This is a genomic window from Sphingobacteriia bacterium (assembly GCA_017304685.1).
In the GTDB taxonomy this organism is placed as follows: domain Bacteria; phylum Pseudomonadota; class Alphaproteobacteria; order Rickettsiales; family 33-17; genus JAFKLR01.
The window spans coordinates 433,291-446,623 of record JAFKLR010000003.1; the positions used below are offsets into that span (position 1 = coordinate 433,291).

Below are 13,333 nucleotides of genomic sequence, written 5' to 3' on the forward strand. Positions count from 1 at the left end.
CTAGTTAATTAAAGGTAAATAAAAATATAGAAACTTAATTTATCATTAAATTTAATTTAGTAATAAAGTCTTGAATTAATTACTTAAATCATGAGCTTTAAGAATTTATTGACAATCTATTAATAAATTTGTATTATTTTACCTTATAAGTTTTAATTAGAGGTTAGAATGCCAAAGCAGCTATTTAATGAAGTTAAGAAACAATCTTTAGAAAAAAATTTAATAAATTTAGTTAATTTACTAAAAGATTATATTGGTAAAGATGGTAAAATAGATTTTGAAAAGAAAATTGATAATAAAAAATTTATTGATCAAATTAAAGATTATTTCCCTAAATTAAATGCTGATTTGGCTCTATTAATTAATGATAATGATTCTTTAATTTATTTAAAAGGTTTCATAAAAGATTTTACTCTAGCTATAATAAGAAATGACCCGATTGAAGAAGAAAAATTACTTAAGAAATGGGTAGACTTAACTAAAAACATTTCAGATAAAGCTTTAGATGAGAAAGATTTAAAAGAATTTATAAGCTATGCAAAACAAATGCATAATTTTATGATGGGAAGTGATAAAAATTATAAAAATTATGTTGAGTATTTAAAGACAAACCCTAATACACATTTATTTGATATGTCTGCATTATTTTTTGCAGGGTACGCTGTTCAAATAATGTTTAAAATTAACGTTTTTAAAGACACGGGGATAGGGGCAAACTGGATTAATGGAATATTTGCATTAAGTGTAATTGCTGGTTTAGTTGCATTTTCAAAGTGGAGCGTGCTTAGAGATAAGCAAAGTAAATATTCTAATCCGCATATTTCTTCAGTTTTATCACCAATTTTTATAGCAGAAAAAGTTATAAAAAAAGAAGGTGATAGTAATATACCTGAAATATCATCAAGCACTATTACTAATTTAGATGATTTATTTTTAGAATTAGATAAAAATATAGCATTTATGACATATCCTAAGGCTTATTATCTTTATTCTAAAAATGATAAATTTAATTTTTGGATAGATTTAAATTGCGCAATAAATGAAGAAATAAAAAAATCTACTTCATTTGTTGATAAAATTAACCTTCAAAACCTTAAAAAAGCTGTGGAAGTTTTTGCTGAGGAAGATGGTGTACCATTAAAAGATCAAGCTACGTTTAGCTTTACAGTGTAATTTGCTATAGCTAACGACATTAAAAGGCAGTAGATATTACTGCCTTTTTTTATTAAAACCTGCGACCAAACTAAAAACTGATCAAAATCTATCCAGCATTTCATTTATAAATTCGATTTTACTTACGGTAAGCTAATATTAAATGCTATAACTTATAGTTGATAAAGTGTCTAAATTTCTTTATTAAAATTAAGGTTTTAGAATTAATTATTAGGTGTTTTGTAATGTTACAAAAATTTATTGATGCACATAAGCTAACGGGTTTTTATAATAATAGGGATGTGAACGATTTTTTGATTGAATTTGGTAAATGTATATTGGCTGATCTCAAAATGCATTTAAAAAAAGATATTTATAATTTGGAATTTATAAAATTGTATAGTTGGATCGAAATACATAACTTTCTTGAATATAGATTACAACAATCATCTTACGATAATACTATATTAATTCAGCTACTATGGGACATTAGAAAATTCGTTCCACGTGATGGGCTTAAAGAGCGAGGAATAGTAAAAGATTTTTATGGTTATAAAGTGATTGATAGGGAAGATATTAAGGAGTTTTTAAAGATTAAATGCAGTGGAAATAAAGACAGTGATATTTTTGTAAGTAAGATTATTAATAGGTTAGAAAAACTTTTTGATAAATATTCAAAAGAAGTAATATCTAAAAAAAAACAGGATGTTGATAATGAAATTCGAATTTTGCGTAATACTCATGAACATAGAGAAATAATAATTTGGCAAGAAAATAATCAAACGCGTTCCAGAATATTGGTAGCAAGTTTTATTATTTTTTGTCTCCCTTTAATATTTATAAATAGTAAGATATTAGGTAGAATATTAGCTATTACGGGTGCAATACTTACTATATGTATTGGTACTGAGATAATAAAGGATAGAAAATATCCTGTTTATGATGAAGCACCTTCAAAAAAATTGAAAGACGATTTTGAGGATTATAAATATGACGAAATATTATCTTTTATATATGTAGTTAAATTTGCTCTATTGACACAAACATTAACTAAAGGATCTGATTTAGAACTTCACTTTAATGACCATATTTATAACATAGATAAAAATATTATAAATTATAGAAAAATGAATAAATCTGTTGCAAATACTCAAATTGATATTCATAAGAAATTTGCATTACTTCCGGAAAGTTTTAAAAAGATTTATTTAACAAATATCAATAAATTTATGTCAGATAATAATGAAAATTCTGTTATAGGTACTACAATATTTTTTGAAAATAAACAGGTTTTAATAAATTCTAGAATACTGGAAATATCAAATGACCATTTAGGTTCCAACAGTTTTTTAGAACATGAATTAATAAAGCGGTTTATTAAATATGTTAAAGAGGTGGAATGCGAAAATATTTATACAAAATCTTTGTGATTTTATTCAATAAACATATTGATATGTAGTAGTTGTACCATTATCTTTTAATTGGATAATAACTAAATAAATTGTATTTTAAAACCTATGGCTAAACCAAAAACAGAATATGTATGCCAAGCTTGTGGCGCAGTGTCAAATAAATGGATGGGTAAATGTGAGGATTGTGGAGAATGGAACACATTCGTTGAGCAATTAACCCAAAAATCTGAAAGTTTTTCTAAAATAAAAGGAGCTGCAAATACTAATGGTTTAGCTCTAAAATTTGAAAAATTAAGTGGTGATGTTAAAGATGCTTTTCGCATTAAAACAAACATTAATGAACTTGATCAAGTATTAGGTGGTGGTTTAGTTCCAGGTTCTGCAATTTTAATTGGTGGTGATCCTGGTATTGGTAAATCAACATTACTTCTTCAATTGTTAGCGCATCTTGCAAATAAAGGAATTAATTCTGCATATGTTTCAGGTGAGGAATCATTATCGCAAATTTCATTAAGAGCCGTAAGGCTTGAAGTGGAAAATGCACCTATCAAAATGCTTGCTGCAACCAATTTACAAAATATTATAAGCACAATTCGTTCGGAGGAAGGAGTTCAAGTTGCAGTTATTGATTCTATTCAAACCATGTTTATTGATGAGCTTCCATCTGCTCCAGGAACTGTAGCACAAGTAAGAGCATGCGCTCATGAATTAATTCGTCTTGCAAAAGAATTAAATATTATTCTTTTAATTGTAGGTCACGTTACAAAAGAAGGTCAAATCGCAGGGCCAAAGGTTTTAGAACATATGGTTGATACAGTTCTTTATTTTGAAGGTGAAAGAGGGCATCAATTTAGAATTCTACGTGCTGTAAAAAATCGTTTTGGTGGCATTAATGAAATAGGTGTTTTTGAAATGTGTGATTTGGGGCTTAAAGAAGTTTCAAATCCATCGGCTTTATTTTTAAGCGATAGAGCAAATAATGTAAGTGGTGCAGCAATTTTTGCAGGTATTGAAGGAACTCGGCCTATTCTAGCAGAAATTCAAGCTTTAGTTGCTCCAACCTTTATGGCAACACCAAGACGTGCAGTTGTAGGTTGGGATCAAAATAGATTAGCGATGATTATTGCAGTTCTTGCAACTCGCTTTGGTCTTAATTTAACTGATAAAGAAGTTTATTTAAATATTACAGGTGGACTTAAAATTAATGAACCTGCGGCTGATTTAGCAGTTGCTGCAGCACTTATTTCCGCAGCAACAAATGTTCCAATTGCACAAGATACAGTTATTTTTGGTGAAGTTGGCTTATCAGGTGAAATTAGGCAAGTGTCTCAAAGTGATGCTAGAATTAAAGAAGCTTTAAGGCTTGGATTTAATAAAGTAATAATGCCATATGCAGGCAAGGATGTTCAAAAGCAAGATAATTTTTCAGTTTTAAAACACATTAAGCAGCTTAAAGAGGCAATGTACTAAAGCAATAATTAAACGTGCATATTTTATTGGACTAAAATTTTTTAAAATCATTATTAAGTTATCTTTAGTTACTAATGTAAATTTAAGATATTTTAAATTTTAACTATTTAGTAAAATAATTAATTGACATACTAGTTAAATTCCAAGAGAATTCAAGGTTTAATCAATTCTCCTTGAGGTATTATGTCTAAGCTTGCCCAAAAATTGCTACAAAGATTTTCTTCTTATAATTACACGACACACAAAGTAAAAATTGAACAAGAGATTGAAAAATTATCATTAGAAGATGAAATTAATAAAGTAAAAAACGAAAAAGCTCATACGCTTTTACATTATGCAATTGAATTTGGTGAAGTGGGTTTTGTTAAAAAATTAATTGAAGCTGGCGCTGATGTAAATGCCTTTAACCTGATTTATAAAGATGCTGATAAGAAAAACCATAATCCCTTAATGCTAGCAGTTTTAAAAGGTGAAGTGGAAATTATAGAAATTTTAATAGATAATGGAGCAGATTTGTATGCAATATCTGATACCGAAAAAACTTGTTTAGAGATAGCTGCTCGTTCGGGTAAATTGCATATAATAGAAATTTTATTAAAAAAAGGATTTGATGTTACTTTAAATACTGAAGGAGAAAATGCTCTACAATTAGCAGTAAGCAGTAATCAGATAGCTGTAGTAGATAAATTATGCGAACACATTCCTAATGAAAAATTAGATTTAAATAATTTGCTCTTCCTTACAAGTGATTTAAATATGATTAAAGCTCTTACAAAAATCGCTCATTCAAAAGGGGAAAAGTTAGATTTTAATATATTTGTAAATAAAGAAACCCTTTTACAAAGAGCGGTAAAAAAAGGAAATATAGATTTAGTAGAATATTTTTTAGAAAATAATGCTGACCCAAATTTAAAAAACAATCATGGAAATACACCTTTTCATTATGTAACAAAATTTATACCAAAGTCTAATTCAAGGAATTTTATTAAACCTGAACCTCAAAAATTAATTCAGCTCGTAGACGATGTTAAAAATATAATTAAAAAGCTACAAGCTAAGGGTGGAGAAATAAATGCTACAAATAAAGCAGGAATAACGCCCCTTTATAAAGCTATAAAAAAAGGAATTCCTGAACTTATTGAATGTTTTTATGAATTAGGAGCAGATTTTACATTAGGTAAACCTTTAAAATATAGCATTACAACACCTCTATATATTGCAGCTAAAACTCAAAACATAAATATTCAAAAAATGATTTTGAGTAAATTAGTTATTGGTAAAAGTGAAAAAGAGCAGAAAGAAATTTTAGATGAACAAATATTATTATTAAATGGTAAGGGAGTATTAAATGAACTTTTAAAACTACCTGTAAATACATTATTAAAAATAATAAATAACTTTCTCGCTTTAAACAAAGAGCTTAAAAAATATAAAAGTGAGTACTTAAGTAGAATACTTATATTGCATTTTGAAGAGCTTGAAACAATAATGTTTAAACAGGAAGTTTCAGCACTAGATGCAATATTTAAGCATCTTTTTAAAAGTGGGTATTCATTTAAATCAAGTGTTATAAAAGATAATATTACAAAACGTATTGAAAGAGAGTTAAATAATTCTAGCGATACCTTAAACTTTAGTAACTTTGAAACTTCGCTACGATCAGCAATAACTGCAGTATCATTTGAAAATGTTAGTTCAAGCGATATAGACTTAAATGAATTAGATCCGGATTATCTAAAAAATATATTAAAAAATATACGAGAAGAAAAGCTTAAGCCCTTTAAGGATCAGGAAGATTTAAGGATTAGAACCGAAGTAGTAAATGCAAAAAAATTAAAAGAGAAAGAAGAGAGGGAAAGAGAGAAGGCTTTTGAAGAAGCTTTACGTGCTGATAATGTAGGAGTTAATACTGAAAATAATACTAATATTGAAAGTTCTTATCGCTCGAAGGAAGATAAAGAAAGAAAAGATAAAAAAGACCATAAATTTAAACGCAAAAGTGTTAAAAAATCTAAATAATTTCAGTAGTATTTATTTTTAGGTATCAACATTATAAATAAAAGGTGATTATGAGAGTACAAATAGAAGTTGTAAAAGAATATGATGACTTGCTAACTTACTTCAAAAACGTAATCGACATTGCTAAATATATTAAAACCTTTATGGAGGAAAAAGGTTATAAATATGATAATGGAATTGAATATTCACTTACGAATGGTCCGAATGCAGATTATTGTCTTTTATCAAAAAATTGTAACTCGATTCTTTTAGAGTTTTATCAAGATGACCCAATTATGATTCATACTCAATTAGGGGTTTTTTATATCGCACACAAGTCAATTGCGACCCCAAGCGAGATAAGCTATTATAGAACTGATAATACAAAAAAAGCAAAAATCGATAACGGTAATTATAATTTAGGAAGCACTTTAATTTTAAAAGAAGTAAAAGATTACCGTTCTGAAAAGGAAAAAGCTTTTTGTACTTTAATGTCTATAAGTAATTTTAAAGGTGTTGATATACCTCATTATGAGCAAAGTATAATAAAACTAACTTCTTTGGATAAGGAATTAGTTAATGGAATGTGGGAAAAATTAAAGCCAGAATTACAAGCGTACTATAGTAATGAAACTATAATTACTAAGTCAAAATAAACTAATTGCCAAAATAAAGAAAATTTACTAACCTCCACCCAAAAAGGAGAATTTATATGCAGTTTTTTGTTGATACGGCAGATCTAAATGAAATTAGAGAGCTTGCAGATCTTGGAATGGTTGATGGAGTAACCACAAATCCAAGTATTATTGCAAAATCAGGCCAAGATTTTAAAAAGGTTATTAAAGAAATTTGTTTAATAGTAAAAGGTTCAGTTAGCGCTGAAGTAATTGCCACCAAATATGATCAAATGATCGAAGAGGGAACTACTTTAAGCAAAATAGCTGAAAATGTTACTGTAAAACTTCCAATGACATGGGATGGGCTTAAAGCTTGTAAATATTTCTCAGAAAGAGAAATTATGACTAATGTAACATTATGTTTTTCAGCTAACCAAGCTTTACTTGCCGCTAAAGCAGGTGCAACTTATGTTTCTCCATTTATCGGTAGGCTTGATGACATTGGGCTTCAAGGAATGGAATTAATTAAAGATATTAGAGATATCTACAGTAATTACATGTTTGAAACGCAAATTTTAGCAGCTTCAATTCGTCATCCAGAACATATTTTAGAAGCGGCAAAAATAGGCGCAGATGTTGCTACAATGCCGCCAAAAACTCTTCGTCAGCTAATTAATCACCCATTAACAGATATTGGGATTGATATGTTTTTAAAAGATTGGGCAAACGCTAATCAGAAAATATAAAGTTTTAAAGGAAGTATATAAAAATTTGTATGCTTCCTTTTTACAGCTTTTAATCATAAAAGATAGTGAAAGGTCACTAAATTTATGTTGTTAAATACAAAACTTAGACAAATTACTGATGAATTTCTTTCATCACTTATAGAGCAAAAGAGCTATTCTTCACATACTCATTTAGCTTATCAAAACGATATTTTTTCCTTTTATGAGTTTTTAAGTAATTATAAAGATAATGAAGTTTCACTTGAATTACTTAATAATTTATCGATTACTGATTTTAGAGCTTTTATTGCGCACCGTGTAAACAAAAAATACGATTCTACCTCTAATACGCGAATAATTTCTTCACTTAGAAGCTTTTATAAATACTTAAACAAATACTTTAATATAGAAAATCAAGCAATTATTTTACTAAAAACTCCAAAGAAAAAAGAACGCTTACCTAGAGCGATGACAGAAAACGATGCAAGTAAGTCAGTAGATGTAATTCAGGAATTAACTGATAATCCTTGGGTTGCAAAACGTGATTTAGCGCTTCTTACTCTAATATACGGTTGCGGGCTTCGCATTAGTGAAGCATTAAATCTTACATTAGATAATTTTGATAAAAGCGGTGATTTTATAAGAATTATAGGTAAAGGAAATAAAGAAAGGCTTGTGCCTGTTCTTAAAATTGTTAAAGAAAGAATTGATGATTATATTTCAAACTGCCCTTACCCTGTAATTCCAGATGGAACAATTTTTTTTGGTTTAAGAGGAAAGAAACTTCAAGCAGCAGTTTTTGCAAGAAGGCTTATTGATTTAAGAAGAATGTCCGGGCTTGATGAAGCAGTTACAGCACATGCTTATAGGCATAGTTTTGCGACGCATTTACTAGGTAGTGGCGCTGATTTAAGGTCAATTCAGGAATTACTAGGTCACGCTAGCCTTTCTACAACACAAATTTATACTAAAGTGACCCCTAAAACAATGCTTGAAGCTTACTTAAAAGCCCACCCTGAAGCTAGTGAATAAATAAGCTTATTTATTAGGTCCTTTAAATTCATTGGTATTGTTCTTTTTTGCAGTTTCAATATCTTGAAAAGATTTGTTATTCTTAGTAAAACTTTTATAATATTCATTCCATTCTTCCTCTGAAGAAAAATCTTCTCTACTAAGTAAAGGTTCTGTTTTTTCAACATCATAAGTAAGAGCAAGAGGTTGTTTATGATTCTTTAAAGAATCCAGGAATGATCGAGCATTCTCTTGACTAGCTTTATAAGCTTCATTTTGGTATTTTAAAGTTAATTTTGTAGTTAAAGAATTATAAGGCGAAGGAGAATAGAAATCCTTCATCATGTTAGTTGTAATATATGGATCTTGAGAATTTGTAAGATTATTAGGATCAGGGTCATAACTAAGGGCTAATTGAGGTTTATTTATTTCTTCAGTTTTCTTAGGTCTTTTAGCTTTAATCTTCGCTTTAATATTTTGTCTTCTTTGTGCCTCATTAGCTATTAATTCGTTTACGTCCTGAGGATTATTTACCATTACAGCTTCTTTTGAAGGCGTTACAACAATACGATCCACTTTATTATCAAACAGATAACTAAAGAAAGTTTGACCTTTAAATAATCTTTGATATTTTGCAAAGCTTTCAATGTATAGTTTAAACGGTTCAAACAATTTTTTATACCAAGGAATATTAGCATTTTTATCTCTTAAATATGCATAACTTAAGAAAATGTCAGGAATAACTTTAAGCGGTATAAACACACCAATAGCAGTAAGTATTGTAACTGGGTTTCCTGTCATAAAGAGGGCAATATTAGCTGCTATGCTTGCAAAAGTTGCAATTAAAAGAGTTACAGTTTTTGCACGCTCAAAACCTTTATTTTCAGGTTTATTTTTATACCCCATTGTAGAAGCATAATGTTTACTAATCGCAATATCAGTTGCATATTTAGTAATAAAATAAAAACCAAGAACTGATAATGGAGAAATACCAAGTCCAATATGCCATAATCCGCCTGAAATTCCTAAAGCAATTGCCGGATCTAACCATTTAAGTGCAGCTTTAGCGCTAGCCGCATTTGTATTAGTTTTACCAATATCAAAATTAGGAGTGACTTTATTACCCGTAAATTTTACATATGAAGCTTCATAGGCTTGATTAATTATAATATTATTCTCTTCATCACTATGGAGATTATCTTTATTTGTGCCTTTAAATGCATTGTATAATTTTACATTAGTAAGCTTAAGTTCTTTCTTTTTATTTTCAAGACGCATTAATTGATTTGCATGATCATTTCGTGCTTTTTCAATTGTAATATTACCTATATTTTTTCCTAAACGTTCTTTTTTCGTTTGAATTAATACCGGACCACAGTCAATATGCTTTGTTTTACTTCTATCAAGTAAAGTGTTACCTGGATTTGAAACGAATGGGAAAGAGATATTATTATTAAATATTTCTTTTAATTTTTTATGAGCGTTATTATATAAAATGCTCATATCTTTTCCTTTTTCATCTTTAGTTTTTAAAGTAGGAGCAAAGTTATGGCATGTGATTATATAATTTTCTAAAGGATTATTTGCATCCAAATTTAAAGCATTGTCATTTTTTCTTTCTAATTCTATTAAAATAAAGTGATGATTTTTATTATCATCGCTCGGAACAATAAAAGGTAAAAGAATCTTTTTAGGTAAAAACCTTTTGTTACCTTTATTTAATTTAATTATTCCATTAAAAATATTATCAAATTGTTCTTTAAGTTCATCGGTAGTTTTTAAAATTTTATTTTTAACAAAAAAGTTTTCATCTATCTGCCCTAAAATAATTCTATCAGATAAATCGTTACCAACATGACCTATAAGTTTTTTAAGTTTGTTATTTATACCGATTTTATGAAAGAAAAAAGGGGAGTCTTCATTTGGTTCAATAATATTATCTAATGCAACAACATTATTTTCATTGTTAATAAGGTCTTCAATTAATTCATTAATGTCATTATGGCCGTATGATTTACCCTTTAAATTCTCATATCTTTTATTAGTTGCTTTGCTCATAATATCATCTTAAATAAAAGTTTATTCTTATATTATTATATAACATCTGTTAACAAATGTATAGAAAATAGCTAATTAATTAACAAAAGGCTAAAAGGTTATTGTTTTTCAAACTTTTAACATAAAATTCATAAAAGATAAATTTTTTATTTATTACAACTAAGCTATTGTTTTTAGAAAATAAAACAAATATTATATTTTTAAATTTATTGATATGTTCGTTATTCTGTAAACTAATATGAAACACTTATAGGCTTAAAATATGGAGTCAGTACTTCAATTATTTCGTAATATGTCACCTGCAAAAATTTTTGGTGTTGCTGCAGGAATTGTTGTGGTTATTGCTGGAATACTTTTTATGTTCTATGGAATAACAACCAAAAACTTTAGTGTATTATATAGCAATTTAGATCTTAAAGACAGTAACGAGATAATTAAAGAATTAGATGCTCGTGGTATTCCCTACCAAATTAAGGGTAATGGAACACAAATTCAAGTGCCGGAAGAAAGTTTACTTCGTCTAAGAATGGAAATGGCTGAAAAAGGGCTTCCAAATAAAGGTTCCTTAGTTGGTTATGAAATTTTCGATAAATCTGAAGCCTTAGGGACTTCAAATTTTATGCAAAACGTAAATCTTATTAGAGCATTAGAAGGTGAATTAAGTAGAACAATTTCTTCAATTGCTCAAATTGAAACAGCAAGAGTGCATTTAGTAATTCCTAAGAGAGAATTATTTACAAGAGAAGTACAAAAACCAAGTGCTTCGGTAATGGTTAAAATTAGAGGAAGTAATACTTTAACTAAAGAGCAAATTAATGCAATGGGTCATATGGTTGCATCAGCAGTGCCAGGTCTTGATATGAGTCAAGTTACAATAATTGATTCAAAAGGTAGGGCGCTAAAACTTGCAGCAAATGCTGATGAAGATGAGACAAGTGCAATAATTGCTCAATCAGAAGATTATAGAATTAATTACGAAAAAAGAGTTAAACGAATCATTGAAGAATTAGTAGAGAAATCAGTAGGGGTAGGCCATGTTAATGCTGAAGTAAGTGCGGAAATTAATTTTGATAGAGTTGTTACTAATTCGGAAATATATGATCCAGAAGGGCAAGTTGTAAGGTCTGTTCAATCAATTCAAGAAAATGAAAATAGTAACGAAGGAACAAACTATAATACAACCGTGCAAAATAATTTACCAAACACTGCAGAAACTAACGCTGCACCTGGTAGTAGTAGTAATGTTTCACGACTTGATGAAACCACAAATTATGAAATAACTAAAACTATAAAGAATCATATTAGTGAAACTGGTACCATTAAGCGTTTATCAATCGCTGTAATTGTTGACGGTACTTACGACATTGATGAAAAAGCAGGAACTGTAAAATATCTTCCACGTTCAGAAGAAGAACTCAAAAAATTTGAAAGTTTAATCAAATCGGCTGTTGGTTTTGATGAAAAAAGAAATGATAAAATTGAAGTTGTAAATATGCAATTTGCAATTGATCTCGATCATTTGAAACCAAAAACATTTAAAGATTGGTTTAAGGAAGAATTTGCAGGTTTAATCCAAACTTTAGTCATAGCCTCTGTTGTTATTTTAGTAATTTTACTAGTAATTAAACCAGTAGCAATGAGAGCTTTTGAAATTACACGTGCAGAACTTGATGAAATTAATAACATACAAAATGCAATTGATGACCCAAGTGCTATTAAAGTTGGTCAGGGTGAATTAAAAGAAGAAATTATCGAGATTCAAGAAGCCGACCTTATGCATAAAACTAGTACTACAAAAACAATTAATGAACTTGCAAGTAAATATCCTAAAGAAACATTATCAATTATTCGTAGATGGATTCAGGAGACTAGCCAATGACGGATTCATTACTTACTGGCTCACAAAAAGCTGCAATAGTTCTTTTATCAATGTCGGAAGAAAATGCTACTAAAATATTTTCTTCAATGTCAGAAGAGGAAATAAAAGCTGTTTCTTTTGCAATGACTACAATTGGTAGTATGAAGCAAGAAATGGTAGAAAAATTATTACTAGAGCTAAATACTGAAATAACAAGTGACGTTTCTTTTATTGGTAATTTTGAAAATACTGAAAAATTATTAGAAAAAATCCTGGGCAAAGAAAAAGTTGCTGCAATAATGGAAGAAATTACCGGCCCTGTCGGTAAAAATACATGGGATAAACTTTCAAATGTAAACGAAGATATATTAACCGCTTATTTAAGAAATGAGCATCCGCAAACTATTGCATTGGTTGTTTCAAAGCTTACCGCTCCTCATGCTGCAAAAGTTTTAGGAATGCTACCAGAAGATACAAGTATTGAAGTAATGCTTAGAATGTTAAGTATGGATGCCGTTAAAAAGGAAATTCTTGATAACGTTGAAAGAACTTTAAGAATGGAATTCATAAGTACACTTTCTAAAACTCAAAAACAAGATAGTAACGCAATGCTCGCAGAAATCTTCAATAACTTTGATAGAGTTAATGAAGCTAAATTTATGGGCATGTTAGAAGAAAAAGTTCCTGAATCGGCTGAAAAAATTAAAGCTCTTATGTTTACCTTCGATGATCTTACTAAAGTTACTCCACAAGGTATTCAAGTTATCTTACGTGTTATTGATAAATCGAAGCTTGCGGTTGCTTTAAAAGGTGGCTCTGATGCGGTTAAGCAATTATTTTTAAATAGTATGTCGCAACGTGCTGCTAAAATTCTTAATGAAGAAATGGCTGCTATGGGTCCTGTAAGAATTAAAGACGTAGATGAAGCGCAGTCAGGAATTATTAAAATTGTTAAAGATCTTGCAGCTAAAGGTGATATCGTTATTGCCGATAGTAATGCGAAAGATGAGTTTATTTACTAATATAAGGCCA

Annotated in this window: 10 protein-coding genes; 9 read left to right on the forward strand and 1 reads right to left on the reverse strand. The window is 28.9% G+C overall.

The genetic code is table 11. The annotated features are described in order from the left end of the window. Positions 1 to 168: 168 nt before the first annotated feature. The 7 genes from J0H68_02040 to J0H68_02070 all read left to right on the forward strand — a co-directional run bounded on the left by J0H68_02040 (position 169) and on the right by J0H68_02070 (position 8,406). A complete protein-coding gene (locus tag J0H68_02040) occupies positions 169 to 1,173 on the forward strand; it encodes a hypothetical protein (GenBank protein MBN8827470.1) in 1,005 nt (334 codons plus the stop codon). A 224-nt stretch (positions 1,174 to 1,397) separates the two neighbouring features. Continuing rightward, on the forward strand, positions 1,398 to 2,582 hold the full coding sequence (locus tag J0H68_02045) for a hypothetical protein (protein MBN8827471.1): 1,185 nt from the start codon (positions 1,398 to 1,400) through the stop codon (positions 2,580 to 2,582). Positions 2,583 to 2,669: 87 nt separating this feature from the next. Then, positions 2,670 to 4,034, forward strand: coding sequence for a DNA repair protein RadA (gene radA, locus J0H68_02050; protein MBN8827472.1), 1,365 nt, complete (start codon positions 2,670 to 2,672; stop codon positions 4,032 to 4,034). 183 nt (positions 4,035 to 4,217) lie between these two features. After that, on the forward strand, positions 4,218 to 6,053 hold the full coding sequence (locus tag J0H68_02055; protein MBN8827473.1) for an ankyrin repeat domain-containing protein: 1,836 nt from the start codon (positions 4,218 to 4,220) through the stop codon (positions 6,051 to 6,053). Positions 6,054 to 6,103: 50 nt separating this feature from the next. Then, positions 6,104 to 6,688, forward strand: coding sequence for a hypothetical protein (locus J0H68_02060; protein ID MBN8827474.1), 585 nt, complete (start codon positions 6,104 to 6,106; stop codon positions 6,686 to 6,688). A gap of 56 nt (positions 6,689 to 6,744) precedes the next feature. Next, positions 6,745 to 7,395: a fructose-6-phosphate aldolase gene (gene fsa, locus J0H68_02065; protein ID MBN8827475.1), complete on the forward strand. Its 651-nt coding sequence runs from the start codon at positions 6,745 to 6,747 to the stop codon at positions 7,393 to 7,395. 84 nt (positions 7,396 to 7,479) lie between these two features. Beyond that, positions 7,480 to 8,406, forward strand: a complete 927-nt coding sequence (locus J0H68_02070; GenBank protein MBN8827476.1) for a tyrosine recombinase XerC — start codon at positions 7,480 to 7,482, stop codon at positions 8,404 to 8,406. Positions 8,407 to 8,412: 6 nt separating this feature from the next. On the opposite strand, the gene J0H68_02075 is transcribed toward J0H68_02070, so the two are convergent. Beyond that, positions 8,413 to 10,443 (reverse strand): hypothetical protein, encoded by a 2,031-nt coding sequence (locus J0H68_02075; protein ID MBN8827477.1) that lies wholly within the window; start codon positions 10,441 to 10,443, stop codon positions 8,413 to 8,415. Positions 10,444 to 10,705: 262 nt separating this feature from the next. Between J0H68_02075 and fliF the strand changes: the two genes are divergently transcribed. Further along, complete coding sequence (fliF, locus tag J0H68_02080; protein ID MBN8827478.1) at positions 10,706 to 12,322, forward strand: flagellar M-ring protein FliF; 1,617 nt, start codon at positions 10,706 to 10,708, stop codon at positions 12,320 to 12,322. Beyond that, positions 12,319 to 13,323 carry a flagellar motor switch protein FliG gene (fliG, locus tag J0H68_02085; GenBank protein MBN8827479.1) on the forward strand — a complete coding sequence of 335 codons (1,005 nt, stop codon included), beginning with the start codon at positions 12,319 to 12,321 and terminating at the stop codon, positions 13,321 to 13,323. Before fliF ends, fliG begins: the two co-directional genes overlap by 4 nt. The last annotated feature ends 10 nt before the right edge of the window (positions 13,324 to 13,333 follow it).

What these genes read in the sequence shown, in the direction of transcription:
- J0H68_02040 (MBN8827470.1), top strand. Translation starts at nt 169, where the DNA reads ATGCCAAAGCAGCTATTTAATGAAGTTAAGAAACAATCTTTAGAAAAA.
- J0H68_02045 (MBN8827471.1), top strand. Translation starts at nt 1,398, where the DNA reads ATGTTACAAAAATTTATTGATGCACATAAGCTAACGGGTTTTTATAAT.
- radA (MBN8827472.1), top strand. Translation starts at nt 2,670, where the DNA reads ATGGCTAAACCAAAAACAGAATATGTATGCCAAGCTTGTGGCGCAGTG.
- J0H68_02055 (MBN8827473.1), top strand. Translation starts at nt 4,218, where the DNA reads ATGTCTAAGCTTGCCCAAAAATTGCTACAAAGATTTTCTTCTTATAAT.
- J0H68_02060 (MBN8827474.1), top strand. Translation starts at nt 6,104, where the DNA reads ATGAGAGTACAAATAGAAGTTGTAAAAGAATATGATGACTTGCTAACT.
- fsa (MBN8827475.1), top strand. Translation starts at nt 6,745, where the DNA reads ATGCAGTTTTTTGTTGATACGGCAGATCTAAATGAAATTAGAGAGCTT.
- J0H68_02070 (MBN8827476.1), top strand. Translation starts at nt 7,480, where the DNA reads ATGTTGTTAAATACAAAACTTAGACAAATTACTGATGAATTTCTTTCA.
- J0H68_02075 (MBN8827477.1), bottom strand. Translation starts at nt 10,443, where the DNA reads ATGAGCAAAGCAACTAATAAAAGATATGAGAATTTAAAGGGTAAATCA.
- fliF (MBN8827478.1), top strand. Translation starts at nt 10,706, where the DNA reads ATGGAGTCAGTACTTCAATTATTTCGTAATATGTCACCTGCAAAAATT.
- fliG (MBN8827479.1), top strand. Translation starts at nt 12,319, where the DNA reads ATGACGGATTCATTACTTACTGGCTCACAAAAAGCTGCAATAGTTCTT.